The organism is Mesorhizobium sp. M0848, from assembly GCF_040319805.1.
Lineage (GTDB): Bacteria > Pseudomonadota > Alphaproteobacteria > Rhizobiales > Rhizobiaceae > Mesorhizobium.
Window position 1 is genome coordinate 28,548 of record NZ_JAMYOM010000005.1, and the last position, 25,496, is coordinate 54,043.

Sequence of the window (25,496 nt, forward strand, 5' to 3'; positions counted from 1 at the left end):
AGGTGTCGGGCTGTGCGCTGCTGTCCGCTTCGCCGGCGCCTGAAACGAAGCAATATGCGAATACTTCTCCTCCAAGCTCATCCGTGACACGAACCCAGTTGTTTTCCCATGTCCGCAGGGTAACCTGGCGTCCTGTTGATATAGTCGCCGCCGTGAACGGGCTGGACGCATTGACATTACTCGCCGCAACTACGTCGTCCCCTTCCATTTGCTCTACCAGGTATGTTTGCATCACTGCTCCTGACTGCAGGGCATGGCCGGCTCAATTGCGTGTAGCTGGAGGCATGAACTCCCAACCGCAAGGAACGGATTTCGTTCCATGCAACAGGCAGCACTACCGCCGGCAGTCAGCGTTCAGACTGCCCTGGCAGGACCATGGCCTAGCCGCTGAATGACTTGGCCAGGACTGAGCTATGCTTTGGCGGAGATGGACCCTCGCGTTGCGAAGCCGCATACTTCTGGAATAGTGCAATCTTGTCGGGATAAGTGATCCGGATTTCGCTGTGACACCCCTCGCAGCGATATTTGGATGCAACCTGAAACCAGCGCCCGGGTTTCAGCAAAGCCAATCCGCAACGCGGGCATTTGAATGTCATTTCAAGAGGGCATAGATTCTGACACAGCGGCATTTCGCAGATTCCATAAGAGATAGCTAATGTTAGGCAACGGCAGCCGGCCGGAATCGTTCCTAGACGCCGTTCTTTTCGTTAGGCCGATGACCAACCCGGACGCCAGAGACTATTGGTTATCCGCGATGCCATATTCACTGACGCAGGCCTGAACTCAGGCGCATCCCGCTTTCATAGTGACGTCGAGCCTGAGCGCCGATCGAACGGTTGTCAGAAGGTTTTATGAGAACTTGTTCACCGGGCCTCGGCACCGAGCGTGATGGCCTCGGGGCGACGACGGGCCGCACGGTCGACGACACGACCTCTAATCCGGACGCTGAAACAACGCCGCGCGCCAGCATGTCGAACAGCACTACCGCGATCAGTGAAACAAGAAGGACGAAAGCAGCGCAACCAGGCGGCGACCCTTGAGCATCTCGCCTATATCGTTGTGCTCGGGAGCCGCGATCCCGATCGAACTTATGGATATGGATGCGCTGTTGAAAGCAACCGACGCATCCCTTGGCGAAATGCGTCGGTTCCAGAAGCTTATGCGTGGCGGATTTCCGTTCCCAGCACCTTCAGACATTCGCGGATGAACGCAGCAAGCGCCGTCCAGCCTTTGGCAGAAACCATTGTCCCGTCCACATAGGCCTCGGTCGGCGACAGGTCGATATAGGTGCCACCCGCCAGTGTCACCTCAGGCTCGCAGGCGCCGAGTGCTGCGACCTTCTTGCCACGCACCACGCCGTCAACAGCGATCAGGATCTGCACACCGTGGCAGATGGTGAAGATCGGCTTCTTGGCCTCGTGGAAATGGCGCACGATGGCCTGCACGCGCTTGTCGGTGCGGATGTATTCCGGGCCGCGGCCGCCCGCGCAGTAGACGGCATGATATTGATCGAGCTGCCTCTCGGCTTCCGAGAAAGTCTTGTTGATCAGCGCATAGTGGCCGAGCTTTTCGGTGTAGGTCTGGTCGCCCTCGAAGTCGTGCAGCGAGGTCTTGATCAGATCTCCGGCGTTCTTGTCTGGGCACACCACGTGGATGGTGTGACCGACGGCTTCCATGGCTTGCTGATAGACAAAGATTTCGTATTCTTCGGTGAACTCACCGGTCAGCATCAGTATCTTCTTGCCTGGCATGGCTCTTCCTCTCAGTGTTTGAGCTAGGCAGTGCGCGGACCGCGCCCTGCCTTTCGGTGAAATCGGATAGGGTTAGAATGGCGAGTCGGGGAAATAGTATTCCTTGGCGTTGGCTTGGGTGATCAACGGCGCGTCGAGCTTGACGGTGCCACGGACGGGTGCCTGGCCGATCAGGTTGGCGACGGTCATGTAGATCGCGGTCTTGATCATCGACGGCGGATATGGCGTCTCGACCGGCGTCATGGCGTCGCCGTCGATCACCTTCTTGACGATGTCCTTCATGCCGTTGCCACCGAGCGCCAGCTTGATATCGGTCCGGCCCGATTGCTTGACCGCTTCGAGCACGCCAAGCAGCATGTCGTCGTCATTGGCCCAGACCGCATCGATATGCGGGTACTTGGCCAGATAGTCCTGCATCAGCTTGAAGGCCTCGTCGCTGTTCCAATGCGCGTACTGGATGTCGAGGACTTTCAGGTTCGTACCCTTGATCGTGTCCTGGAAGCCCTTGATGCGCTCGTCGTCGATGACGGTCGGAATGCCGCGCAGCACAACGACGTCGCCCTTGCCGCCGAGCTTGTCGATCATGAACTTGGCTGTGTTGGTGCCAACCGCGATATTGTCGCCCGCGAGGTAAAGATCCTGGACGGAGGCGTCAGTCAGACCGCGATCGACGACGGTAATGAACGTGCCCATGTCCTTGATAGCCTTGACCGGCTGAGTCAGCTCTTCCGAGCTGTAAGGCAGGATCACCAAAGCATCCAGCTTGCGGCTGGCCGACAGGTCCTCAAGCGCGCTGACCTGCTCCGCCGCGGACGGCGACGTCTTCACGACCACTTCGACGTTCGGGAACGCGGCGTTGATTTCCTTGGCCGCCGCCTGTGCGTGATAGACGATGCCCGCCGTCCAACCGTGGTCGGCTGCCGGTATCGACACCGCGATGACCTTCTTGTCTTGCGCCATGGCCTGACCGGCCAGCAGCAGCGCGCCAAGTGTCGCCGCCGCAATCCATTTTCTACTGAACATTGTCTTCTCCCTTGGACCTATAAGAACGTTGATCCGCGTGGTCCGGACGCGGCGCTATTTCGAATTTGAAAACCGCTGGATGAGCATGGCGATGATGATGATGACGCCCTGAACAGCGGCAACGAGGTATTCCGAGACGAAGTCCGACAGCACCATGAGGTTGGCGATGAGCTCCAGGATGACGGCGCCGGCGACTGTTCCCCACACATGGCCCTTGCCGCCGCGCAGCGCGGTGCCGCCGATCACCACGGCTGTGATGACCTGCAGTTCCCAAAGCTGTCCGGTCGTCGGCGTTGCAGCGCCCAGGCGCGGCACGTAGCAGATCGCGGCAATGGCCACGCAGGCACCCTGGACGATATAGGCCACGGTCCGTGTCCTGATCACCGAGATGCCGGAATAACGGGCGACATCCTCATTGGCGCCGACCGCCGCGCATTTGCGGCCGTATTTCATCTTGTACAGGATGAAGGATGCGGCCGCGGCGACGGCGACGGATATGAGGATAGGAACCGGGATGCCGGCAACCGTGCCGAAATAGACAGGCCGGTAGGCCTCGCGCAGCGATCGGTCGATCGGTATCGTGCCGCCGTCGGTCAGATAGGTTATCAGCGCCCGGAAAATCCCCATCGTGCCCAGCGTGGCGATAAACGGTTCGATCCTGCCGACCGTGACGATGAGGCCGTTGGCAAGCCCGCACAGCAGGCCGACCAGGATCGCCACCGCCATGCCGGCGGGAATAGCCCAGATACCGGCATGCGGGGCCACCGTGTTCATGAACATGATGGTGATGCCGGTGATGAAGGCGGCCATCGAGCCGACGGAAAGATCGAGCCCGCCGGACGAGATCACAAATGTCGCGCCGACCGCGATAATGGCGATGAAGGCGCTGCGGGTGATGACGTTGGCGAGATTGGTGGCGGACAGGAAATCGGGGTTGATGAGGTAACCCACGACCAGGAGGGCCGCCAGCGCAAGGAAGGGCCCGATGTCGGTCCAACTGACATTGAGATCCAGGGGGCGACGCCTGGGTGCGGATTCGGTCATGACAGCCATTCTGTGCCTCCCTTGGCTTTTAGCCCTGGCTTGGGGCCACTGGTCGCCAGTACCGCCACGTTGCTTTCGGTCATTTCGGCGCCGCTGACCTCGCCGGTGATGCGGCCTTCGCGCATCACCAGGATGCGGTCGCAGATGCCGATCAGTTCCTGCATCTCCGAAGAGATGACGATGCAGGCCTTGCCCTTGGCCACAAGCTCCTGGATGAAGGCATAGATCTGCGCCTTGTTGGCGATGTCGATGCCACGCGTGGGCTCGTCGATAATGACCACCGAAGGATCGGTCAGCAGCACCTTCGCCAGCAGCAGCTTCTGCTGATTGCCCCCGGAAAGCTGGCCCGCCTTGGCGCCGAGGCTCTTCAGCCTGATGTCATATGTCTCCACGGCCTGTTCCAAGGCCTCCGCTTCGCGGCGCCGACCCATCGAGAGGCCGGGATGGAACAAACCGAGCGCCGACAGCGTCAGGTTAGGCGCCAGGCGCTCCTGCAGCAGCAGTCCCTTGCCCTTGCGATCCTCGGTCAGGTAACCGACGCCGGCGTCGATCGCCGCGCGCGGCGATTGGAAATGGATCGACTTGCCCTCAAGTTCGACCTTGGCGGCCGCCGGGCGCAGGCCGATAATGCCCTCGAAGAGTTCAGTTCGACCTGCGCCGACCATGCCGGCGAACCCGAGGATCTCGCCTTTGTGGACCGTGAACGACACGTCCTCCGCATAGCCGGGAACGGAGGCGTTCCTCACGCTCAGCATCGGTACATCCGAAGGCGCTGCGGTCCTTTCAGGATAGAGTGCGGCCAGTTCGCGACCGACCATCAACCGCGCCATATCCATCTGGCTCAGCGTCTTGCCGGGATAGGTGCCGACCATCTTGCCGTCGCGCAGAACGGTCACTTTGTCGGCGACCCGTTGCACCTCGTCCAACCGGTGGCTGATATACAGCACGGCGGTGCCGTGAGCCTTCAGTCGCAGGACGATCTCCAGAAGGCGCTCGACCTCGCCACCGGTCAGAACGGCGGTCGGCTCGTCGAAGATAACCAATTTATAGTCGTCAAGCAGAGCACGAGCGATCTGCACCATCTGCCGGTCTGCCAGCGAGACGTCTCGCACCAGTGCCCTTGGCGAGACCGCGCAGCCGATCTGCGCCAGTTTGTCGGCCGCCAGCCGGCGCATGGTGCGGTCATCCACGACAAGGCCACGCGAAAGCTCTCGCCCGAGAAACAGATTGTCGGTGACCGTGAGCCCCTCTGCGAGCAGGATCTCCTGATGGACCAAGGCGATACCGGCATCCTGTGCCTGGCTGGGCTTGGCAAATTTCACCGCGTGTCCGTTCATCGACAATGTGCCATGGCTTGGCTCGACATAGCCGGACAGCAGCCGCATCAACGTCGACTTGCCGGCACCGTTCTCGCCAATGATGGCGTGGACCTCACCGGGCAGGATGTCCAAAGTGACGTCCGACAACACCGTCACCGGGCCGTATTGCTTGGACAATTGCTGGGCGCGCAGCACCGGTTCGAGCGAACCATGCGCATTGCTGGACAACGTGCTCCCGCCCTCCCCGGCGATATTAGCGGCAATAGACATCCGTTCCGACCTCAATCGAATGCCGGGAGCAGGCGATCGCGCGAGTGCTCTATATGGATGCGCATCGCCTTTGCGGCGGCATCGGGATCGGCAGAGCCGAACGCGGCAAGAATCGCCTCATGTTCGTCAAGTGCCTCCTCGGTCACACGTGCATGAAACATCAGGCGGAAGATGTGGAAGTGCGTGTGCTGGTGGCCCAACGTCTCTCGGATGAGTTCGTTTTGAGAAAACTCCAAGATCTTGTCGTGGAAGATCGCATCCTGCCTGGCGAAGTTCGAATAGCGTACGCGATCATCCTTGCCGTCGCGGCGTGACATCACGCCGGCGGCTTCGAGCAACACATTGAACTTGGCCTCGTCCATCATTACGGCGGCCTTTGCGGCGCCATGCGGTTCGAGCAGCAGACGCATTTCGTACAATTCGTCGAAACGGCGCCGGGTGATCTGGGGTGCAGCACGATAACCGATCAAATGCGTCTTGAGGACGAGGCCTTCGCCTTCGAGCCGGCCAAGGGCTTCGCGGATCGGCGTGTGCGAGACGTTGAATTCCTTGACCAGGCTATCGACTGTAATACGTGAGCCTGGCGGGATTTTCAGCGCCATCAACTGCGCGAAGATGGCTTCATAGACATCTTCGACGAGACTGTTGGCGCGCTGGATGCGACCAACTCCAATGGTGGCGTCGCTTGGGTCGGGTAAGTTTGCGGTGTGCATATTTTGCCTCTTGACAGTCAGGACTGCTAACACGATGGTTCCGTCGATGCAATCCTATATCCTATACGATTTTAAAGCGGATATGTTTTAGGGGCGAGAGACACGCGCTTAGACCGTCCGATCCCAAGCCCAGTTCAATGCCTCCGTTTCCAGTCAGCCGCCGTCAAAGGACCGATCATGACCCTCTTCGCCGCCCTGCGGTTGCCGCGTGAAATCCTGTTCGGGAAAGGGCAGCGCCATGTGCTGCCGACGGTCGCCGCCCGGTTCGGCCAACGTGCGCTGGTCTGCACCGATGAGCGTTTCGCGGGCACAACGGTATTCGTCGACATCATCAAGTCCCTTCAATCAGCCTCGATCGAAGTCCTTGTGCATGACCGCGTTCTGCCCGACGTGCCACGCGACACGGTCGGCATCTGTGTCGAGGAAGCGAAGGGGTTCAGACCGGACATGGTGATCGGCATCGGCGGCGGCAGCTGTCTCGATTTCGCCAAATGCACCACGCTGCTTCTCAGCCATGGCGGCAAGCTCCAGGACTATTACGGGGAGTTCAAGGTGCCGGGTCCGACGCTGCCGCTGATCGCCGTACCCACCACGGCCGGCACCGGCTCCGAGGTGACGCCGGTCGCGGTGATTTCCGACCCGGACCGGACGCTCAAGGTCGGCATATCGAGCCCTCACCTTATCGCCGCAGTCGCCCTGTGCGACCCCGAACTGACAATGACCTGCCCCCCTGGCCTGACCGCGATCGCCGGCGCTGACGCTTTGACCCATGCGATCGAGGCCTTCACCGCCATGCGGCGCGGTGAAGACCCCAATCTGCCGCAACAGCATGTCTTCATCGGCAAGACTGACCTGACCGACCATTTCGCGTTGCTCGCGATAAAACTGCTTGGCCGGAGTCTGGAGAAAGCCTGCAGCGACGGCGCCGATGCCGACGCGCGTGCCGATGTCATGATGGGCGCTCTGGCAGCGGGCTGCGCATTCGGCACTGCCGGCACGGCGGCGGCGCATGCCGTGCAATATCCGGCAGGCGCCCTCACCCACACCGCCCATGGTTTGGGCGTGGCGACAATGATGCCTTACGTAATGACCTATAACAGCCGCGTCGCCGCTGACGAGATGGCAGAGATCGGCGCGGCACTTGGCTTGGAGACGAAGGCGAGAACCACCGCCCAGATGGCAGCCGCCACAATCGAGGAGATCAGGCGATTGTTCGCGGCGATCGGCATTACGCCAACACTGGCGGATCTAGGCCTCCCTGCCGATAAGCTTGACTGGACCGCCGAGCAAGCGCTCGGCATCGACCGCCTGATCAAGAACAATCCGCGTGCCTTCGATCTCGGCACGATGCGACGCCTCGTTCAGGCTGCCCATGACGGCGACCTCGCCGCCTGCGTTATGTGAAAACGGAACAAAGCGATGAATTTGAACGCTCAGCAGCTCGACCAGGATGGCTATGACGTGCGCGGTTTTTCACACGGACTCTACATCGACGGTACTTGGCGACCGTCCTCCGACGGTCGGCTCATCGATGTTGTCGATCCCTCCTCCGGGGCGGTGATCGCGGCGGTTCCCGATGCGACAGTCGAGGACGCCACCGCCGCCGTCGAGGCCGCGGCCAAAGCAGCTAAGGGATGGCGGGAGACGGCGCCGCGCAAACGCTCGGAAATCCTTCGGCGCTGTTTTGAGCTCATGGTCGAACGCTCCGAAACGCTTGCCATGCTGATTTCCCTGGAGAATGGCAAGGCGCTGCGCGACGCGCGCGGCGAGGTAGCCTATGCAGCCGAGTTCTTCCGTTGGAATGCTGAGGAAGCGGTCCGCATCACCGGCGAGTTCGGCACCGCGCCCTCCGGCAGCAATCGCATCGTGGTCGATTATGAGCCGATCGGAATTTGCGTGCTGATCACCCCGTGGAATTTTCCGGCCGCTATGGCGACCCGCAAGATCGCGCCGGCGCTGGCGGCAGGCTGCACTGTCGTCCTGAAGCCGGCAAGTGAAACACCGCTGACGGCCTATGCGCTGGCGGCACTCTACAGCGAAGCCGGCGTGCCTGCCGGTGTCGTCAACGTGCTGACCACGACCAGTCCCGGGCCGCTGACTTCGGCCATGCTCGCCGATCCGCGCGTCAGGAAGCTGTCCTTCACGGGGTCGACGGGCGTGGGCCGAACCTTGCTCGGCGAGGCTTCAAAGCATGTCATTTCCTGTTCGATGGAACTCGGCGGCAATGCCCCGTTTGTCGTCTTCGACGATGCCGATCTCGACGCCGCCCTCGACGGCGCGATGATCGCCAAGATGCGCAACGCCGGCGAGGCCTGCACCGCCGCCAATCGCCTCTATGTGCAATCGGGAATCTATGATGCTTTTGCCGACGGGCTCCGCAAGCGCATGGCGGCACTTAAGGTGGGAGCAGGCCCGAATGCAGACACAGAATGCGGGCCGATGATCACCAGAAAGGCTGTCGACAAGATCGACCGCTTGGTCAAGGACGCCGTGGGCCGGGGAGCCAAGGTGCTTTGCGGCGGGGCGATTTCGGAGGAAGAAGGATTCTTCTATCCGCCCACAGTGCTGTCCGATGTGCCGCCCGATGCGGAGATGGCGCACGAGGAGATTTTCGGCCCGGTGGCACCCATCACACGCTTCGACACCGAGGCCGAGGCGATCGCACATGCTAACAACACGGAATATGGTCTGGCCGCTTATATATACACACGCGATATTGGACGCGGCATGCGGGTGGCGTCGGGGATCGAGGCCGGCATGATCGGTCTCAACCGGGGACTGATGTCGGATCCGGCCGCACCATTCGGAGGCGTCAAGCAGAGTGGCCTTGGCCGCGAAGGCGGCCAGCACCACGGCATCGCCGAGTTCATGGAGGCTAAATATATTGCCGTCACCTTCTGAACCGGCAGTCATGTCAAAAGACCCTTTCCGCACCCGCGACCATGTGGCCGATTTTGACTATATTGTGGCCGACATAGTGACTCGCAGCGCGGAAACCCGGGCGAACCTGCCGATGTCGGCTGATATCGCCTATGGCGAGGGCGAGGCCGAAAGGTTGGACCTGTTCTTTCCGCCCGGCGAGCGCAGGGATCTTCCCGTGCACATCTTCATCCATGGTGGCTACTGGCGCATGTTCTCCAGAAGCGACTATTCTTATGTAGCGAACACAGTCACCAAAGCTGGGGCGATCGCGGTCATCGTCGACTATGCGCTGATGCCTGAAGTCAGGATGGCGGCAATCGTCGACCAGATCCGGCGTGCCAAACAATGGGTGCTGGACAATATAGCCGCCCATGGCGGTGACCCTGCCCGGCTAAGCGTAAGTGGTCATTCGGCGGGCGCGCACCTGGCCACATTCCTGTTCGAAAAGACGCCAATGCCATCGCGCATACGTGCGGCGCTGCTGCTAGGCGGCCTTTACGACCTCAAGCCCCTTCAGACGTCCTTCCTCCAGCCGCTAATCGGAATCACCGATGAGGAGGCAACTGCCTTCACCCCGATGACGCGGTGGCATGACCCGGAGACGGCAGCGACCATTCTCGTCGGAGATCAGGAAACGTCACCTTTTCACCAGCAGGCCGCCGACTTCGGAAAGCGCTTACGCGCGCAGGGGCACCTTGTCTGCGACCTCCGCCTGAATGACCGAAACCACATGAACAGCGTGCGTGATCTGGGCATCAGCGGCACACAATCTGGCGATTGCCTGATGGCGATGATCGAGGGAAACGGCCTATAGGACGGAAGCTGGGGAAAGTAGAGCCGCTTGACTGCCGGGCCAGACACTCCCGTCACTCAAGAAAGTACCGTCACGGGATCGCGGCAGCTACCGGCATCGGGCTGAGCTTTGCGGCAGGTGAAATCCGGCAGAGGACACAACCGACGATTCCTCATCGTCTTTCTCCACACTGCATGCGAGTGGTGCCGATCGACCATCGCGACGCCCACCGCTCCGTCGGCATCATCACCGCGGGGCTATGTGCACCAGTCCTTCTCCGAACAGCTGATGAACCTCATCCGCACCAATTTGCGAACTGGCAAACTGAGCATCGCGCCTTCGGACAGGCACCTTGCACGAGCGCCGAGAATGGTGCGGGACGCCGTCATTCGCAGGCCGGCCTCACCTGAATATCAGCGCACGCTCAGTCGGTCTGGATCCAGATCGACTTGGTCTCCAGATATTCATGCAGATGTTCGATGCCGCCCTCGCGGCCGTAGCCGGACATCTTCATGCCGCCGAACGGCACCGCCGGGTCGATGGCGTGGTACATGTTGACCCACACCGAGCCGGCCTTGATGCGGCGGGCGAGCTTGTGGGCGGTGCCCAGATGACTGGTGAAAATGCCGGCGGCCAGGCCGTAGGGCGTCGCATTGGCCCGCGCAACGGCTTCGTCGAGCGTGTCGAACGGCATCGCCGAAATCACCGGACCGAAGATTTCTTCACGCGCGATGGTCATCTTGTCCGACACCGCGCCGAAGACAGTCGGCGCGATGAAATTGCCGCCGTCGTAGATCTCGCCGGTCAGTCGCGAGCCGCCCGCTATCAGTTCCGCGCCTTCGTCGCGGCCGGCCTTGATATAGCCCACCACCTTGCCGGCCTGCCTGGCATTGATGAGCGGGCCGATTTCGGTTTCCGCCTCGATGCCATGGCCGATGCGAAGCCTGCCGGCAAACTCGGCTACCCGGCGCACGAATTCGTCATGGATCTCGCGCGCCACGAACAGCCGCGATCCGGCGATGCAGATCTGGCCCGAATGCACGAACACCGCCATCGCGGCGACAGGAACCGCCTTGTCGATGTCGGCATCACGGCAGACGATGATCGGCGATTTGCCGCCGAGTTCCAGGGAAACGCGCTTGAGGTTGATCACGCCCGCCCGCGCGATGGCCTGGCCGGTCAGCGTCGAGCCGGTGAAGACGATCTTGTTGACGTCGGGATGTTTAGCGAGCCACGCACCGGCCTCCGCCCCGGTGCCGGTGACGACGTTGACGACGCCGTCGGGAACGCCGGCTTCCTGCATCAGCCTGGCGATCAGCAACGGCGTCAACGAGGCATCCTCCGAGGGCTTCAGCACGATGGTGCAGCCGGTGGCGAGCGCCGGCGCGATCTTCCAGATCGAAGCGGCGGTCGGAGCGTTCCAGGGGATGATCGCGCCGACAACGCCCACCGGCTCGCGCCTTGTGAAGCTGACGATCTCGCCAGGGATCGAATTGTCTATGGATTCGCCATGCAGCGCGGTCGCCATGCCCGCATAGAAGCGCAGCATGCCGATGACGCGCCGCCGGTTGGCGAGCGTGCGCGTGATCGGCAGTCCCATGTCGAGAGTGTCCGAAACGCTGAGCTCTTCCCAATGGGTCTCGAAGAGATCGGCGATGCGCAGAAGCACGCACTGCCGCTCATAGGGCGAAAATTTTGACCATGGCCCTTCGAAAGCCGTGCGCGCAGCGGCCACCGCCGCATCGACGTGCGGCCGCCGAGCCACGCGGCACGGTGGCCAGCACTTCGCCAGTCGCCGGGTTGAGCGCCTGCATCTCCTGGCCGGACCGTGCCGGAACCCACTTGCCGCCGACGAACATCGGCCGGAATTCGCCGTGGTAGAGCGCCGTGGCCTTCGCCCGCGGGTCGAAATTCAGCGTCATCCCTTCCTCCTCACAATTCCGTGGCGACTATGCCTCCCACGCCGGTCGACCTCAAACAAAGAAAGCTAAAAGGGCGTTCAGATAATCGGACTGTGCAATGTACGCGACTTCCCCGATGGTGCCGGCAATGGAGGAGCAGATATGAGACTTGCTGGCAAGGTCGCCATCGGCGGCAGACCTGGCCCGCTCGGCCTTTGGCGGTCTCGACATACTGGTCAACAATGCCGGCGTGGCCCAGCCGCCCTGGCGCTCGAGACGATGGACGAAGAGATGTTCGACCGGATCGCCAACGGCGGCGTCTCGCCTCGCCCGAATTTGACTTGGTGCAATGCTTCAAGGGCTGGGCGATTGCCGCCACCCGGGCCATGGCCGTGGAACTCGCACCGTTCGGCATCCGCGTCGTCGCCACCATTCCAAGCCTGTGCCATAGCGCCTGCCTGACGGCAGGCGGTTAGCCGCCGCCGCCCATGGTCACGGACATGAAGGCCCGGAAGGCCGCCGCTGCCGGTTCGATTGATCTGTCACGCGACCAGGCCAGGCCGACATCCATAGTGGGGATGGGCTCGACAAGCCCGCGCACTTCGATGCGCTGCCCCTCCAAGGACCAGGGGCGGTAAACCATGTCGGACAGGACAGTGACCCCCATGCCGGCAGCCACGAGCGACCGCACGGCCTCGACCGAACTGGTGGTAAGGACGGCGCGGAGCGAAAGCCCCGCGGCATCCCAGTAACGGGCGGCCGTCGTACGTGCCTCGTCAACCGTCAGCATGACATAATCTTCCGCCGCCACATCGGTGAGGCTGATTTCCTGTCGCGCGAGCAGGTGATGATCAGCCGAAAGCCAGAGCCGGCGGTTCGACCGCATCAAGACCTCCTGCGCCAACTCCTTGGTGTGCTCCAGGTTCGACACCAGCATCACGGCCATGTCGATGTCCCCGCACATCAACCCGCTTTCGAGAGCGTCTCGGGGCAGTTCCAGCACCTCGACCTCGATCTCGGGATAAGTTTTTCGAAACCGGGCGTAGTGGCGCGACATGTAGTAGCCGACGACCGTGTAGGTCATGCCCAGCCGCAGCTTGCCCGCCAGGCCTTTCCTATCGCGCAACGGGCTTCGGACGGCGGCAGCGACGGCCCCGGTGATAACCCGCGCATGTTCAAGAAACCGCGCGCCCTCCATCGTCAATCTTACGCCAGCGTGGTTACGCTCCAAAAGCCGTACGCCCAGGTCAGCCTCAAGCGTCTTTATCGCCGCAGTGACCGCCGATTGCGAGATGTTGAGTTCCACCGCAGCATGACTGACCTGTCCGCTCTCGGCGGTCGCGATAAAATAATCAAGCTGTTTCAAGGTGATGGTCATGGTGCGCTCCGGCCCAGAACCATTATCTGTTTTTTTGATATGACAATCAATAAACTACTATTTCACAAACGCCTTCGCATGCGCAAAAAATGCTGCAACGCCGCAAAGACGGCAGCTTCGAGGGGTAACAATGCGATGGCGGTGACGCTAAACTGCGACATGGGCGAAAGCTTTGGCCTCTACAAGGTTGGCGATGATATGGGCATGATGCCCATCATCGACGTTGCCAATGTCGCCTGTGGTTTCCACGCTTCTGATCCGGATCACATGCACGCCGCCGTCCGCAGCGCCAAGGCGAGTGGCGTCAAGATCGGCGCCCATCCAGGCTTGCCCGACATTCAGGGTTTCGGCCGGCGCGAGATGCGGATGACCCGCGAAGAAGTCAGGAACACCATCATTTACCAGGTGGGAGCGCTTGCCGGCTTCCTCAAGGCCGAAGGTGTGGAACTCCACCACATCAAGCCGCATGGCAGCCTTTACTTCATGGCCATGCAGCAGGAGGCAATCGCCCATGGCGTGTGTGACGCCGCAGAGGTTTTCGGCGTACCCCTCTTCGGCATGACGGGCACCCTGCATGAGAAGATTTATCAAGAGCGCGGTATCCCATTCGTCGCCGAGTTCTATGCCGATCTCGACTACGATGCCTCCGGCAAGCTGATCTTGACACGCGTTCATGACGCCAAGGACCCCGCAGAGATGGCCGAGCGGTGCGTACGCGCCATCAGGGAGGGCGAGGGCACGGCAGAGGACGGCAGTTTCTTCCCCGTACGCTGCGAAACCATCTGCGTGCATTCCGATACGCCGAACGCCATCGAAATAGCCAGAGCCGTGCGCACCGCAATCGCCCCCTGGCACTGAACTCGACCGAACCCGCCCGCGCGGGCGGTTCCAAATTAATCTGTCCGCAGTTTTCCGGAGCTTTTTATGGCCCAGATTCTTTCGCCTCTTCCCGGCACCTTCTATCGCAGCGCTTCGCCAGACCAGCCGCCCTACAAGGCGGATGGCGACGCGGTTTCCGCCGGAGACGTAATCGGTCTCATCGAAGTGATGAAGTCGTTCCACGAAGTGAGGGCCGAGACGGCCGGTACGAACATCCGCTTCATTGCCGACAATGAAGACCCCATCATGGCCGGCGCACCTATTGCGGATCTCGACTGATGCTGAAAAAGCTTCTGGTTGCCAACCGGGGTGAGATAGCGGTCAGGATCATCCGGGCCGCGCAAGATTTGGGGATCACCACCGTGGCGGTGTATTCGGCCGCAGACGCCGAGTCGCTCCACGTCCAGCTTGCGGACGAAGCGGTCAACATCGGCCCACCAGCGGCAAAGAAGTCCTATCTCAATGTCGAAGCAATTCTGAAGGCTGCCCGCGACACCGGTTGCGACAGCGTTCATCCAGGCTATGGGTTCCTTGCCGAGAATGCCGCGTTTTCCGACGCGGTCACAGGCGCTGGATTGGTCTTCGTCGGCCCGTCGGGAGATGCGATCCGGATGATGGGAGACAAGGTCTCGGCGCGATCCGCCGCCGCCGCTGCAGGTGTCCCTGTGGTGCCTGGCTCGGCTGGCCGGGTCGAGGGCCTCAAGGCTGGCCACGAGGTGCTGACCGCAACCGGTTTTCCGGTGATGATCAAGGCGGCGGCAGGCGGCGGTGGGCGGGGCATCCGCATCGCCAACTCGCTCGCCGAGTTCGAACAAGCCTTTCCTCAAGCCAAAGCAGAAGCCCTCGCCGCCTTTGGCGACGGTGGCCTCTACATGGAAAAGGTGATCGGCAAGGCCCGCCATATCGAGGTGCAGGTGCTGGCAGACGGAAGCGATGCCATCCACTGCTACGAGCGGGAGTGCTCACTGCAGCGGCGACGCCAGAAGGTTTGGGAGGAGGCGCCGTCGCGCGCACTTTCAGACAGGCTGCGCGAGGAGCTCTGCGCTTCGGCGGTCGCTTTGGCCAAGGCGGTCAAATACTCTGGTGCCGGCACGGTAGAGTATCTTTATGACGATGAAGCAGATCGCTTTTACTTCATCGAGATGAACACCCGTATCCAGGTCGAGCACCCGGTCACCGAAGCGATCACCGGCATCGACCTCGTTGCGGAGATGCTTCGCATCGCCGGCGGCGAGAAGCTGCGGATCCGGCAAGGCGATGTCTCCGTCAAGGGGCATGCGATCGAAGTCCGGCTCAATGCCGAAGACCCGGCGAAGGAGTTCGCTCCATTCCCGGGGCAAGTGGCCGAGCTTCGCATTCCCGGCGGTCCGGGCGTACGCTTCGATTCGATGCTTTACCAAGGCTATCAGGTGCCGCCCTTTTATGACTCGCTGCTTGCCAAGCTGATCGTGCATGCAGAGACGCGCGAGGCGGCGATAGTGCGCCTGATCCGCGCGCTCAACGAGTTGAAGATCGGCGGGCTCAAGACCACCAAGCCGCTGTTTCTTGCGCTGGCCGCCGATCCGGCGGTGCGGGCGGGAGACGTGCATACCCGCTGGCTGGAAGGCTGGCTCATCGAAAACGCCGCAGCTTTGGCGGTTTAAGGGGGACCGATGTCGATACGATTCAACTTCGGCGGTGACGAACATATCTTCGGCGAGGTGTCCGAGGAAATGTCGCTCACCTCCTTCTTTACCGGCCTTTCGATGACGAACGCGGTGCGTACGGCAGGCATCCGAGGTGTCACCGAGATCTGCCCTGCCAACGCCAGCTTCCAGATTCGCTTCAACCCCGACATCGTCAAGCCGCAGGATTTGCTCAGCGAACTGAAGTCGATGGAAGAGGCGGCCTCGAAGGCGGACCCGGTGCTGAAGACCCGGATCATCGAACTGCCGGTTTATTTCCAGGATCCATGGACGCGTGAAACCTGCTTGCGCTTCCGCGAGCGCCATCAGGACCCCTCCTCCACCGATCTTGAATATTCGGCCCGCATCAACGGCTACGCCACGGTGGAAGAATTTATCGAGGCCTATTCCGGCCAGCCCTGGTTCGTATCGATGGTCGGCTTCGTCGCCGGACTGCCCTTCCTGTACCAGATGGTTGAGCGCAAGAAACAGATTCAGGCGCCGAAATACTTGCGTCCACGCACCGACACTCCCAAGCTCACCATTGGCCATGGCGGCTGCTTCGCAGCGATCTATTCAGTACGCGGCGCTGGCGGCTACCAGATGTATGGCATAACCCCGGCCCCGATCTACGACCCGACCAGGAAGGTGCGCTACCTCTCCGATGACATGTGCCTGTTCAAGCCAGGCGACATCGTCAAGTTCAAGGCCATTGGCCGCGATGACTACGACGCCACGCTGGAGGAAATTGAAGCCAATCGGTGGCAGCCGACGGTTCGCGAGTGCACCTTCAGCCTGAAGGACTTCAACAGCGATATTTACGGCACCAATGCAAAGCTGATGGAGCTTATCAATGGCCGTTAAGGTAATCTCTCCCGGCCTCTCCACTTCCGTGCAGGACCTTGGTCGACCAGGCCACTATCATGTCGGCATTCCCGAAGGCGGCGGCATGGACCGCTTTGCCACACGCATCGCAAACCTGCTTGTCGGCAACAATCCGGGTGCCGCGGTGCTCGAAGCCACCTTCATGGGCCCCGAACTCGAATTCACCCAATCCGCGGTCGTCGCCGTCACCGGCGGAGAACTCCCCCCCAAACTCAATGGCGAGGAGCGGCCGACCTGGGAAAGTTTTCCGGTGAAGGCCGGTGACCGGCTTTCCTTCGGCTTCCTCAAGGGCGGCGCGCGCGCTTATCTGGCCGTCTCCGGCGGCATCGACGTACCCGTGGTTCTCGGTTCGCGCTCGACTTACATTCTGGGCGCACTCGGCGGCCATCAGGGCCGCACGCTGAAGGCGGGTGATGAGCTTCCCCTCGGCGAAGGTTCCGGCAAAGCCGGTCTTTCACTGCCTGCAAATCTGCGCCGCGCGGGCAATAGTCCGGCGGAACTCAGAATGCTTCCCGGGATGTACTGGCATCGGATCACCGAGGCTGCCGGCAATCGGTTCTTTGAGGAAACCTGGAAGGTCGCGCCCGAAGCCGACCGCATCGGCTATCGCTTCCGGGGCGGGACGCCGCTGGAGTTCGTCGAGCGCGAGCAGCCTTTCGGTGCGGGCTCCGACCCCTCGAACATCGTCGATGCCTGCTATCCCTACGGATCCGTCCAGGTGCCGAGTGGCACGGAGCCGATCGTTCTTCACCGGGACGCGGTTTCGGGTGGCGGGTACATGATGCTGGGCGTGGTGATATCGGCCGACATGGACCTTATCGCCCAGCTCCAGCCGCACACCCCGGCGCGCTTCGTTCCGGTGACGCTGGAAGACGCGCTTGCCGCGCGAACCGAACAGCGCGCCGCGCTGGCGCGTGCTGAAGGACATCTGGCCGGCTGACGTCAGCCGGAAAAATGCCGGCGGAGGAGCCGGTGGCGAGGAGATCGGCCGGCCAAAACCGACCGTGCGTGGCGGAAGACAAAATCCGGTGCGCGAAACGACAAGACGACGCCGGGCAACGGCGTGAATTTGGCATCCGAGCAGTCCGCTAGAGACCGCCGGAACCGACAGGGGAAGACATTTGCAACGTGACTGGCCGCAAGGCCGGATGCTTCGCGCCTTTCCGTCGGTAGAAAGAAGGAAAGGGTCATGAGTCATCTGAGCGCGGAGAACGTCTCGGTATCGTTTGCGGGGCTGAAGGCCCTGTCATCGGTAGACCTCCAAATTACGCCCGGCCGCATTAGTGGCCTCATCGGCCCGAATGGCGCTGGCAAGACCACGCTCGTCAACGTGCTGACCGGCTTCCAGGCACCGACGGAAGGCACCATCAAGCTCGACGGCGCAGCACTCACGGGTCTCAAGCCGCATCAGGTCCGGCGGCGCGGCATCGCCCGCACCTTCCAGGGTGGGCGGCTCTTCCGCGACTTGCCTGTGCTGGACAATTTGGAGGTAACCGGCGTTGGCCTGGGAATGAGCCGGCGCGCTGCCATCGCCGAAGCGGAAGCGATGCTCGACTGGATAGGCATCGGTGCGCTGAGCACCCGCATCGCCGGAACGTTGCCATATACGGACGAGCGCCGCGTCGCCATTGGCCGCGCCCTGATGGGACGGCCCGCATACATCCTGCTCGACGAGCCCGCGGCTGGCATGAGTGCACTGGAGGCGCGGGAGCTTTCGGCCCTGATAAGACATATCGCCAGCGATCTCGGCTGCGGTGTCCTGCTCATCGAGCACAATGTCGGGCTGGTGCTCGGCCTTTGCCAGCATATCGTTGTGCTCGATTCCGGAGCGATCATCGAGGAAGGCCCGCCTGCGGCCATCCGCGACAGCGAGAAGGTGCGCCACGCCTATATGGGCACGGCCGCGAACACCGACTTGCCTGTTCTGGAGGCGATGGAATGAGCCTGCTCGCCCTTTCCGATATCACTATTCGCTATAGCCGTCTCACGGCGGTCCGAAATGTCTCCTTCTCCATGGCCGAGGGAGAAATCCTGTTCATCACCGGCCCGAACGGAGCCGGGAAGTCTTCGCTGCTGCGCGCGATCGCCGGTGTTACGCCGGTGGCGGGCGGCCGGATCGACCTTGCAGGTCATGAGATCACCGGCCAGGCGCCGGAAAACATCGCCCGGCTCGGATTCTCCATGGTGCCGGAGGGGCGCGATGTCTTCGGCTCGCTGACGACCGAAGAGAACCTCCTGGTCGGAACCGGCATGCACGCCCGCGAACGCGGCTGGCGCAGCCGAGCGGCCGACGAACTCGAAGCCGTCTACGCAACCTTCCCGATGCTGAAAGAGAGGCGGCACGGGCAGGCGGGATTGCTGTCCGGCGGGCAGCAGCAAATGCTGGTCATCGGACGCGCGCTGATGACCAATCCGCGGCTTGTAGCCATTGACGAGCCTTCGCTGGGCCTCGCCCCCAACATCAACGACCAGGTCTACGAGCGGCTGATCGCGCTGCGTGCGCAGCGCCAACTCACGCTCCTGATCGTTGAGCAGAGCTCGGCCCGGGCGATGATGGTGGGCGGGAGGATGATCCTGATGCGTGGCGGACAGATCGTGCTCGATGGCGACGCGCGGACGCTCGGCAACGGCGAGGCGATCCAGGCTGCCTATTTCGGCTACGAGGACAATTGAGATGCTTCAGATCCTGTTCGACGCACTCTCGCTTGGCTCGCTGTACGCGCTCGGCGCGCTCGGCATTGCCCTCATCTTCGGCGTGATGCGGCTCGTGAACTTCGCGCATGGCGACGTCATCGCCTTCTGCGTCTTCGCGCTGCTATGGCCGTCAACAGACGCCATGGCCATCGTCTTCGCCGGCCAATTGCCGTGGTACCTGCTGGTGCCCTTCGTGCTCCTCTGCGGGGCCGGGCTGTCGGTGCTGTGCGAAATCGTCGTCTTCAGGCGGTTCCGCCAGGCAAATCCGGCAACCATGATGATCGCCTCCTTCGCGCTCGGTTTCGTTATTCGCTACTTCCTGCTCATGCTTTTCTCCAGTCGGCCGAAATCGATTTCGCTGCTGCCCGAATTGTCCCAGCCGGTGGAGATCCTTGGTGCCCGGCTTCCCCTCCTCCAGCTCATAACGATCGTCGCCACGATGGTCATCCTGATCGGCCTGACATTGTTCCTGCGTCAAACCCGCTTCGGCCTGGAGATGCGGGCGGCGGCCGAGAACTTCTCGATGGCCCGCATGCTGGGTGTGCGTGCGAACCGGGTCATCATGGGTGCGTTCGCCCTCTCCGGCGCGTTGGCCGCCGCCATTGCGCTGATCTTTGGCGCCCAGACAGGCACGCTGGACATCCAGATGGGCGCCTCGATCATGTTGATGGCCTTCATCGCCACCGTCATTGGCGGCCTCGGCAGCCTCGGGGGAGCCGTGCTCGCCGGCTTCCTGCTGGGTGCCGCCTCGGTGATCATGCAGGTCATGCTGCCCATCGACGCCCGGCCATTCCGCGATGCCTTTGTCTATGGAGCGGTCATCCTCGTCCTCCTCTTCCGCCCGCAAGGGCTTATTGCCGCGCGCGGCACCAAGGAAAGGGTCTGATTTCATGGCTGTCGCCGCCTCCCTAGCCAACTCTACCGCTCCCGGTGCCGCGGCTGCCAAGCAAAAGCCCGCCCGCTTCGCACTTGCGCGCCGCACAATCCTGACGCCGGTCCTGCTTTCTCTGCTGCTGCTGGCCATCGCGCTGATCACGGTGATGACCGGATCGCGGCCCTTCAACCAGACGGTGATCGACGTGTTCGTCCGTGTCATCCTCGTCGTGGGCCTATACATCTTTATCGGAAATTCGGGCGTTCTCAGCTTCGGGCATATCGGCTTCACCTGCCTTGGCGCCTACGCGGCCGCGTGGCTCACCATCAACCCGATGATGAAACGCGGTTCGTTGCCGGGACTGCCCGAATGGCTGCTGGCGACCCGATTGCCTTACTGGCAATCGGCCGTGCTGGCGGCATTGTTCGCCGCCCTCGCCGCTCTCATCTTCGGGCGGGTGCTGATGCGATTATCGGGCATCGCAGCATCGATCGCGACCTTCGCGATGCTCGCCATGATCAACACAATTTATTCCAACTGGGAGAGCGTGACCGGAGCGACCTCGTCGGTCGTCGGCATTCCGATCGTGCGCGTGATCTGGCCGTATCTCATCGGCGCCGTGGTCGCAATCTTCATCGCCTGGGTGCACGCGATCTCCCGGTCCGGCCTAGCCCTTCGTGCTGCCCGCGACGAGCCCACCGCCGCCGCGGCTTCCGGTATCGACATTCCCAGGGAAAGACTGGTGGCGTTCGTCGTATCGGGCGCGGTGATGGGGCTGGGCGGTGCGCTGATGGCTCATTCCATCGGCGTGGTCACACCCGATACATTCTATCTCGGTCTCACCTTCATCACCCTTTCCATGCTCGTCGTCGGCGGCATGGGCAGCCTGTCGGGTGGTGTGGTGGGTGTCGTCCTGCTGTCCGCCCTCATCCAGGCGCTGCGTTGGCTGGAGGCAGGCGTATCGCTCGGCGAGTCCACGTTCGCCCTCCCGAAAGGGGTTCAGGAAATAGCCCTCGGCGTCATCATGATCGTGATCCTCGCGCTTCGCCCATCCGGACTCATGGGCAACCGCGAACTCACCTTACCTCGCAGCAGTCGCAACAAGTGACCGGCGGCACAAGCCCGACCGGAAAACAAAAAAGGAGACGTGCATGGCATACAAAATGAGAATTGTCGCAACCGCTCTGGCCTCGATGTCCATCGCATACCCGGCCCTGGCCGATGACAAGACTATCGTCATCGGCTTCGCCACTGCGGAGTCGGGCTTCATGGAAGCCTATGACAAGCCTGCCCAGGAGGCGGCTTTGATCCGCATCGACGAGATCAATGCGGCTGGCGGTCTGCTTGGAAAGCAGATCAAGGTCGTCAAGGCCGACACCAAGTCCGACCGGGCCGAAGGCGCCAAGGCTGGCCTCTCCGTGCTCGACCAGGGTGCGGATCTCGTGGTCGTGTCCTGCGACTACGACTTCGGATCGCCGGCTGCGCTCGCGGCCGAGGACGCAGGCCGTATCTCCTTCTTCCTGTGCGCGGAATCGGTCAAGGCCGGCATCCAGGGTGTCGGCCCGCACAGCTTCTCCGCGTCGGTGCTGGCGGCCGTGCAGGGAGCGACCATGGCCGAGTGGGCATTCAAGGAAAAGGGCGCAAAGGACTTCTACCGTCTGCTCGATACCTGGACGGCCTACAACAAGGGCATCTGCGACGGCTTCGACTGGATGATGCCGAAGCTCGAAGCCCAGGGCGCGAAGCTTGTCGGTGAAGACACCTTCAAGAACGAGGATGCCTCCATCGCCGCGCAGATCACCCGCATCAAGTCTCTGCCGAAGGAGCCGGATGCGATCATGCTTTGCACGATGATGCCGGGCGCCGTCTCGGCCATCAAGCAGCTTCGCGCCGCGGGTATCAATTCCATGATCCTGAATGGATCGGGCGTCGACGGTAGCTATTGGCTCTCGGCTGTGCCCGATCTGACGAACTTCTACGTCCCCGTTCAGGGATCGATCTATGGCGACGATCCCAATCCGGCCGTGCTGAAGTTCAATGCCACCTACAAGCAGAAGACAGGCGCCGATCCCTCGAGCCAGTATGTCTTTCCGGGTTACGTCATGGTCGACGTCTGGGCCAAGGCGGTGGAGCGTGCAGGCACGGCCGATGCCGACGCGGTCGTCGCGGAACTGGAAAAGATGAAGAATGAGCCGACACTGTTCGGGCCTCGTACCTTCACGCCGGAACTGCATCACCAGAACCAGACGCGGTACCTGATCGTCGAGACCAAGGCCGGCAAGCCGGGTGTTGTAGGCAACTGGACGATTTCCGAGCCGGTACCGATGGAAGCCTTGCTCAAGTAGGAGAAGATGGGCCGGGTAAGCCCGGCCCTTCATATGCGGAAGGCCCTGTTCCTTTGGGATGACCGGGCCTTTCGTCTTTTGAGGATATTGCCTTTGAGCAAAAAACGAGGGCGGCCCGTTTGGACCGCCCTTGTCGCCCGATGAATCCAGATTTTCGCTACCCTCGCGCTTTGCGGTAGGAATCCTTGAGCGCTATGAGCTCCCCCGAGAAAGCGAAGATATCGCAGCCGTCGACTTCGATTTGCTGCCCCGCTGCCGTGGTGCCGACGAAGCGCCATGATGAAAGCCCGGTGTCGCCCGTCACGATGTGCCGTCCCCTGATCCACGCGGCTTTCGGGAAGGCATCGAACAGCGCTGCATAGGCGACGCGCACTGCGTCACGCCCCACATGCTTGCGCCCTTCGGCATCGGGGCCGGCCGAGCCGTGGAAAGCGCAATTCTCAACCATGCAGTCCATCAGCGCGCCCACGTCGCGAGCGTTCCAGGCCGCGAGGAACCGGTCGAGCACGGCGAGCCGCCTGGCTGCGAGATCGCCAGCCTCAACGACCTCGACCTCGAGAAAGGCGAGCGGCGCATCGCCGGCATTGATGACATTGTGGGCCACACCCGTCCGCCGCGAGTAGGGCACCCCTTGAGTGAGAGCGGCTTGCGACTGCGCGCCGTCGGGGCCTTCGAGACCGAGCTTGCCGTCCGTAAGCGGCACGATGACGTAGTCATGGCCATGGATGTGCCAGCCGGTCTCGGCCCCGGTGGCAAAGCGCCATTCGGTGACCCGAAAGCGTTCGTCGTCGATATGGATGACCGGTTCGGCTTTCATGCGGGTCATTCAAGTCCCTCCTTGGCAACCGCACCGGTCAGGCGCTCAAGCGTCCGGCCCATGCGCGTCATGATTTCCTTCACATCGTCTTCTGTCGAGATCATCGGCGGACAGAGCGCGAGCTGGTCGCCGATGGCGCGGAAGATGAGGCCTTCCTCGTGGCCGATTCCCGCTGCGATACTCCCTGCGCGCCCAACCTTGGCGAAGGGGCGTTTCGTCGCCTTGTCTGCCACCAGCTCCACGGCGCCGATAAGACCGGTGCCCCGCGCTTCGCCGACAAGCGGGTGATCGGCGAACGAGCGGATGCCGGCCTGGAACGACGTCTCAAGGCGGGCCGCGTTTCCGATCAAGTCCCGCTCCTCGAAGATGGCGAGGTTTTCGAGACCCACCGCCGTCGCGACCGGATGACCCGACGCCGTGAAGCCGTGGCCGAAATTGCCGATCGTTGCGGTGTTGTCGGCGATCGCCTGATAGATCGCATCGGAGAAAATGACGGCGGCAAGCGGCATATAAGACGACGTGATTTGCTTGGAGACCGTCATGATATCAGGCGTGAAGCCGTATTTCTGAGCGCCGAAAGGCGTACCAAGCCGCCCGAAACCACAGATCACCTCGTCTGCTATCAGGATGATATCATTTGCCCGGCAGATTTTCTCCACGCCTTCCCAGTACCCGACCGGCGGCGGCAGAACGCCGCCGGCTGCCATGAGCGGCTCTCCTATAAAGGCTGCAATGGTGTCAGCCCCTTCTTCCGCGATCGCCGCTTCCAGCTCGGCGAGCAGACGCGCCGTGAAGGCGGCTTCGTCTTCGCCTTCCATGCCGAAGCGATAGAAGTGCGGGCAGGTCAAATGGCGAACGGGAATCGCCGGCAGATCGAAGTCGCGATGGTTGACCGGCAGGCCCGTCAGGCTGCCGGAGGCGACGGTGATGCCGTGATAGCCCTTGGTCCGTGCCAGGAATTTCTTCTTTTTTGGCCGGCCCAGCGCGTTGTTCATGAACCACATCATCTTGACGATGGTGTCGTTGGCTTCCGAGCCCGACGACGTGAAGAAGACACGCGTCAGGTTTTCCGGCGTCATCTCCACGAGTTTCTCAGCGAGCCGGATGGATGGCTCATGCGCCTTGGAGGAGAAGGTGTGGTAGTAGGGCAGCTTCAGCATTTGCTGGTAGGCAGCGTCGGCCAACCGCTTTTCCGAAAAGCCGACGCCCACCGACCACAGCCCGGCGAGCCCTTCGATGTATTCCTTGCCGCGTTCGTCATACACACGGATGCCGTCGCCGCGGCTGATGATCAGCGGCCCGGTTTCCTCGTGCTGACGCAGGTTTGTGTAGGGGTGCATGGAGGTGGCGATGTCGGCGGCGGCGAGAGAGTTGGAAAGCGCATCCATGGAAGTCCTCAGCGGCTTGGGGAAATGGTTCGGGAGGTGAGTGCGAGATAGTCCTCGATCCCATGCGTGGAGCTTTCACGATTCGGGAAATGAATCATGGCAGGCTGTTGGAATGGGTGTCGATGATCCGCCGCATCAGCGCGGCGACGTCGCGCGCATTCGGAGGATCGGAGTGGATGCAGACGGTGTCGAAGTCGACCGGGCGGATCGTACCGTCTGTCGTGACGAGTTCGCGTCGGGTAAGCGCCCCCACCATGCGGTGCTCGGCAAGCGTCAGGTCGATGGCCGACTGGACGCGCGGAATGATCAGGCTGCCGCCGGGAGCGTAGGCAAGATCGGGAAAGAACTCGCCCACGAAGGCGACGCCGAGTTCGGCTGCCGCCGTCTCGTGACAGGTTCCCGCCAGGCCGAAGAGAGGGACGCCGAACGGCTTGACCGCCGCGGCAATCGCCCGGGCAGTGTCCACGTCGTGCGCGGCCATGCCGTAGATGATGCCATGCGGCTTGACATGGCTGAGCTGCCCGCCCTCGGCGGCCAGCATTCCTGTCAGCGCACCGATTTGGTAGAGGAAGGCGGCTGTCAGTTCCTCGGGCTGAAGTTTCATCTCGCGCCGGCCGAACCCCTCGCGATCGGGAAGGGACGGATGCGCGCCAACCTGCTTTCCGTGCGAAAGCGCGAGCCGCACGGTCTTCAGCATCGTCCATGGATCGGAGGCGTGGAAGCCGCATGCGATGTTGGCGCAATCGATGTGGGGCATGATGCCGGCATCGTCGCCGAAACGCCAGTTGCCGTAACTTTCCCCCATGTCGCAGTTCAGGGTGACCATGGTTTGCTTG

Annotated in this window: 23 protein-coding genes and 1 pseudogene; 14 read left to right on the top strand and 10 right to left on the bottom strand. The window is 62.1% G+C overall.

Annotation, left to right across the window (positions count from 1 at the left end):
* Positions 1-1,157: 1,157 nt before the first annotated feature.
* From NKH95_RS06830 to NKH95_RS06850, 5 genes are all read right to left on the bottom strand, one after another.
* Entirely contained in the window at positions 1,158-1,751 is a 594-nt protein-coding gene (locus tag NKH95_RS06830) for a DJ-1/PfpI family protein (RefSeq protein ID WP_013533129.1), read from the bottom strand.
* Between the two features lie 72 nt (positions 1,752-1,823).
* A complete protein-coding gene (locus NKH95_RS06835; protein ID WP_023808960.1) occupies positions 1,824-2,774 on the bottom strand; it encodes a substrate-binding domain-containing protein in 951 nt (316 codons plus the stop codon).
* Between the two features lie 54 nt (positions 2,775-2,828).
* The gene (locus NKH95_RS06840) at positions 2,829-3,818 is read right to left on the bottom strand and encodes an ABC transporter permease (RefSeq protein ID WP_352440793.1); all 990 of its coding nucleotides are present in this window, start codon (positions 3,816-3,818) and stop codon (positions 2,829-2,831) included.
* The gene (locus NKH95_RS06845) at positions 3,815-5,407 is read right to left on the bottom strand and encodes a sugar ABC transporter ATP-binding protein (RefSeq protein WP_352440669.1); all 1,593 of its coding nucleotides are present in this window, start codon (positions 5,405-5,407) and stop codon (positions 3,815-3,817) included. The genes NKH95_RS06840 and NKH95_RS06845 overlap by 4 nt, the downstream gene beginning before the upstream one ends.
* An 11-nt stretch (positions 5,408-5,418) precedes the next feature.
* On the bottom strand, positions 5,419-6,120 hold the full coding sequence (locus NKH95_RS06850; protein ID WP_352440670.1) for a GntR family transcriptional regulator: 702 nt from the start codon (positions 6,118-6,120) through the stop codon (positions 5,419-5,421).
* Between the two features lie 177 nt (positions 6,121-6,297).
* Here NKH95_RS06850 and NKH95_RS06855 point away from each other — a divergent pair, with 177 nt between their 5' ends.
* From NKH95_RS06855 to NKH95_RS06865, 3 genes are read left to right on the top strand one after another with little or no spacing between them, the layout of a single operon-like run.
* Positions 6,298-7,524, top strand: coding sequence for an iron-containing alcohol dehydrogenase (locus tag NKH95_RS06855; RefSeq protein ID WP_352440671.1), 1,227 nt, complete (start codon positions 6,298-6,300; stop codon positions 7,522-7,524).
* 15 nt (positions 7,525-7,539) lie between these two features.
* A complete protein-coding gene (locus NKH95_RS06860; RefSeq protein WP_292561310.1) occupies positions 7,540-9,021 on the top strand; it encodes an NAD-dependent succinate-semialdehyde dehydrogenase in 1,482 nt (493 codons plus the stop codon).
* Positions 9,022-9,031: 10 nt separating this feature from the next.
* The gene (locus NKH95_RS06865; protein ID WP_352440672.1) at positions 9,032-9,856 is read left to right on the top strand and encodes an alpha/beta hydrolase; all 825 of its coding nucleotides are present in this window, start codon (positions 9,032-9,034) and stop codon (positions 9,854-9,856) included.
* A gap of 403 nt (positions 9,857-10,259) precedes the next feature.
* Here the strand turns inward: NKH95_RS06865 and NKH95_RS06870 are convergent.
* Positions 10,260-11,757 (bottom strand): annotated as a pseudogene (locus NKH95_RS06870) (aldehyde dehydrogenase family protein).
* A gap of 320 nt (positions 11,758-12,077) precedes the next feature.
* Between NKH95_RS06870 and NKH95_RS06875 the strand changes: the two are divergent.
* On the top strand, positions 12,078-12,212 hold the full coding sequence (locus NKH95_RS06875) for a hypothetical protein (protein WP_281040467.1): 135 nt from the start codon (positions 12,078-12,080) through the stop codon (positions 12,210-12,212).
* On the opposite strand, the gene NKH95_RS06880 is transcribed toward NKH95_RS06875, so the two are convergent.
* A complete protein-coding gene (locus tag NKH95_RS06880) occupies positions 12,209-13,114 on the bottom strand; it encodes a LysR family transcriptional regulator (protein WP_127294331.1) in 906 nt (301 codons plus the stop codon). The two genes, NKH95_RS06875 and NKH95_RS06880, sit on opposite strands and share 4 nt — an antisense overlap.
* A gap of 135 nt (positions 13,115-13,249) precedes the next feature.
* Here NKH95_RS06880 and NKH95_RS06885 point away from each other — a divergent pair, with 135 nt between their 5' ends.
* From NKH95_RS06885 to NKH95_RS06930, 10 genes are all read left to right on the top strand, one after another.
* A complete protein-coding gene (locus NKH95_RS06885) occupies positions 13,250-13,972 on the top strand; it encodes a LamB/YcsF family protein (protein WP_127255327.1) in 723 nt (240 codons plus the stop codon).
* A gap of 66 nt (positions 13,973-14,038) precedes the next feature.
* Positions 14,039-14,272 (top strand): acetyl-CoA carboxylase, encoded by a 234-nt coding sequence (locus NKH95_RS06890; protein WP_013533152.1) that lies wholly within the window; start codon positions 14,039-14,041, stop codon positions 14,270-14,272.
* A complete protein-coding gene (locus NKH95_RS06895) occupies positions 14,272-15,636 on the top strand; it encodes an acetyl-CoA carboxylase biotin carboxylase subunit (RefSeq protein ID WP_352891243.1) in 1,365 nt (454 codons plus the stop codon). Before NKH95_RS06890 ends, NKH95_RS06895 begins: the two co-directional genes overlap by 1 nt.
* A 9-nt stretch (positions 15,637-15,645) precedes the next feature.
* On the top strand, positions 15,646-16,521 hold the full coding sequence (locus tag NKH95_RS06900) for a 5-oxoprolinase subunit B family protein (RefSeq protein ID WP_128302548.1): 876 nt from the start codon (positions 15,646-15,648) through the stop codon (positions 16,519-16,521).
* Positions 16,511-17,482: a 5-oxoprolinase subunit C family protein gene (locus NKH95_RS06905; RefSeq protein WP_023808979.1), complete on the top strand. Its 972-nt coding sequence runs from the start codon at positions 16,511-16,513 to the stop codon at positions 17,480-17,482. Before NKH95_RS06900 ends, NKH95_RS06905 begins: the two co-directional genes overlap by 11 nt.
* 249 nt (positions 17,483-17,731) lie before the next feature.
* Positions 17,732-18,484 (top strand): ABC transporter ATP-binding protein, encoded by a 753-nt coding sequence (locus NKH95_RS06910; RefSeq protein WP_352440674.1) that lies wholly within the window; start codon positions 17,732-17,734, stop codon positions 18,482-18,484.
* Positions 18,481-19,215, top strand: coding sequence for an ABC transporter ATP-binding protein (locus tag NKH95_RS06915; RefSeq protein ID WP_023808981.1), 735 nt, complete (start codon positions 18,481-18,483; stop codon positions 19,213-19,215). The genes NKH95_RS06910 and NKH95_RS06915 overlap by 4 nt, the downstream gene beginning before the upstream one ends.
* Position 19,216: 1 nt before the next feature.
* Positions 19,217-20,122 (top strand): branched-chain amino acid ABC transporter permease, encoded by a 906-nt coding sequence (locus NKH95_RS06920; RefSeq protein ID WP_027036291.1) that lies wholly within the window; start codon positions 19,217-19,219, stop codon positions 20,120-20,122.
* A 4-nt stretch (positions 20,123-20,126) separates the two neighbouring features.
* A complete protein-coding gene (locus NKH95_RS06925) occupies positions 20,127-21,218 on the top strand; it encodes a branched-chain amino acid ABC transporter permease (protein WP_352440675.1) in 1,092 nt (363 codons plus the stop codon).
* A gap of 43 nt (positions 21,219-21,261) precedes the next feature.
* A complete protein-coding gene (locus NKH95_RS06930; RefSeq protein ID WP_023808984.1) occupies positions 21,262-22,455 on the top strand; it encodes an ABC transporter substrate-binding protein in 1,194 nt (397 codons plus the stop codon).
* Positions 22,456-22,612: 157 nt separating this feature from the next.
* On the opposite strand, the gene NKH95_RS06935 is transcribed toward NKH95_RS06930, so the two are convergent.
* From NKH95_RS06935 to NKH95_RS06945, 3 genes are all read right to left on the bottom strand, one after another.
* Positions 22,613-23,281, bottom strand: coding sequence for a nuclear transport factor 2 family protein (locus NKH95_RS06935; RefSeq protein ID WP_127294316.1), 669 nt, complete (start codon positions 23,279-23,281; stop codon positions 22,613-22,615).
* Entirely contained in the window at positions 23,278-24,660 is a 1,383-nt protein-coding gene (locus NKH95_RS06940) for an aspartate aminotransferase family protein (protein WP_352440676.1), read from the bottom strand. Before NKH95_RS06940 ends, NKH95_RS06935 begins: the two co-directional genes overlap by 4 nt.
* Before the next feature lie 94 nt (positions 24,661-24,754).
* Complete coding sequence (locus NKH95_RS06945; RefSeq protein ID WP_023808987.1) at positions 24,755-25,486, bottom strand: LamB/YcsF family protein; 732 nt, start codon at positions 25,484-25,486, stop codon at positions 24,755-24,757.
* Positions 25,487-25,496 lie beyond the last annotated feature (10 nt).

What these genes read in the sequence shown, in the direction of transcription:
- NKH95_RS06830 (WP_013533129.1), bottom strand. Translation starts at nt 1,751, where the DNA reads ATGCCAGGCAAGAAGATACTGATGCTGACCGGTGAGTTCACCGAAGAA.
- NKH95_RS06835 (WP_023808960.1), bottom strand. Translation starts at nt 2,774, where the DNA reads ATGTTCAGTAGAAAATGGATTGCGGCGGCGACACTTGGCGCGCTGCTG.
- NKH95_RS06840 (WP_352440793.1), bottom strand. Translation starts at nt 3,818, where the DNA reads ATGACCGAATCCGCACCCAGGCGTCGCCCCCTGGATCTCAATGTCAGT.
- NKH95_RS06845 (WP_352440669.1), bottom strand. Translation starts at nt 5,407, where the DNA reads ATGTCTATTGCCGCTAATATCGCCGGGGAGGGCGGGAGCACGTTGTCC.
- NKH95_RS06850 (WP_352440670.1), bottom strand. Translation starts at nt 6,120, where the DNA reads ATGCACACCGCAAACTTACCCGACCCAAGCGACGCCACCATTGGAGTT.
- NKH95_RS06855 (WP_352440671.1), top strand. Translation starts at nt 6,298, where the DNA reads ATGACCCTCTTCGCCGCCCTGCGGTTGCCGCGTGAAATCCTGTTCGGG.
- NKH95_RS06860 (WP_292561310.1), top strand. Translation starts at nt 7,540, where the DNA reads ATGAATTTGAACGCTCAGCAGCTCGACCAGGATGGCTATGACGTGCGC.
- NKH95_RS06865 (WP_352440672.1), top strand. Translation starts at nt 9,032, where the DNA reads ATGTCAAAAGACCCTTTCCGCACCCGCGACCATGTGGCCGATTTTGAC.
- NKH95_RS06880 (WP_127294331.1), bottom strand. Translation starts at nt 13,114, where the DNA reads ATGACCATCACCTTGAAACAGCTTGATTATTTTATCGCGACCGCCGAG.
- NKH95_RS06885 (WP_127255327.1), top strand. Translation starts at nt 13,250, where the DNA reads ATGGCGGTGACGCTAAACTGCGACATGGGCGAAAGCTTTGGCCTCTAC.
- NKH95_RS06890 (WP_013533152.1), top strand. Translation starts at nt 14,039, where the DNA reads ATGGCCCAGATTCTTTCGCCTCTTCCCGGCACCTTCTATCGCAGCGCT.
- NKH95_RS06895 (WP_352891243.1), top strand. Translation starts at nt 14,272, where the DNA reads ATGCTGAAAAAGCTTCTGGTTGCCAACCGGGGTGAGATAGCGGTCAGG.
- NKH95_RS06900 (WP_128302548.1), top strand. Translation starts at nt 15,646, where the DNA reads ATGTCGATACGATTCAACTTCGGCGGTGACGAACATATCTTCGGCGAG.
- NKH95_RS06905 (WP_023808979.1), top strand. Translation starts at nt 16,511, where the DNA reads ATGGCCGTTAAGGTAATCTCTCCCGGCCTCTCCACTTCCGTGCAGGAC.
- NKH95_RS06910 (WP_352440674.1), top strand. Translation starts at nt 17,732, where the DNA reads ATGAGTCATCTGAGCGCGGAGAACGTCTCGGTATCGTTTGCGGGGCTG.
- NKH95_RS06915 (WP_023808981.1), top strand. Translation starts at nt 18,481, where the DNA reads ATGAGCCTGCTCGCCCTTTCCGATATCACTATTCGCTATAGCCGTCTC.
- NKH95_RS06920 (WP_027036291.1), top strand. Translation starts at nt 19,217, where the DNA reads ATGCTTCAGATCCTGTTCGACGCACTCTCGCTTGGCTCGCTGTACGCG.
- NKH95_RS06925 (WP_352440675.1), top strand. Translation starts at nt 20,127, where the DNA reads ATGGCTGTCGCCGCCTCCCTAGCCAACTCTACCGCTCCCGGTGCCGCG.
- NKH95_RS06930 (WP_023808984.1), top strand. Translation starts at nt 21,262, where the DNA reads ATGGCATACAAAATGAGAATTGTCGCAACCGCTCTGGCCTCGATGTCC.
- NKH95_RS06935 (WP_127294316.1), bottom strand. Translation starts at nt 23,281, where the DNA reads ATGACCCGCATGAAAGCCGAACCGGTCATCCATATCGACGACGAACGC.
- NKH95_RS06940 (WP_352440676.1), bottom strand. Translation starts at nt 24,660, where the DNA reads ATGGATGCGCTTTCCAACTCTCTCGCCGCCGCCGACATCGCCACCTCC.
- NKH95_RS06945 (WP_023808987.1), bottom strand. Translation starts at nt 25,486, where the DNA reads ATGGTCACCCTGAACTGCGACATGGGGGAAAGTTACGGCAACTGGCGT.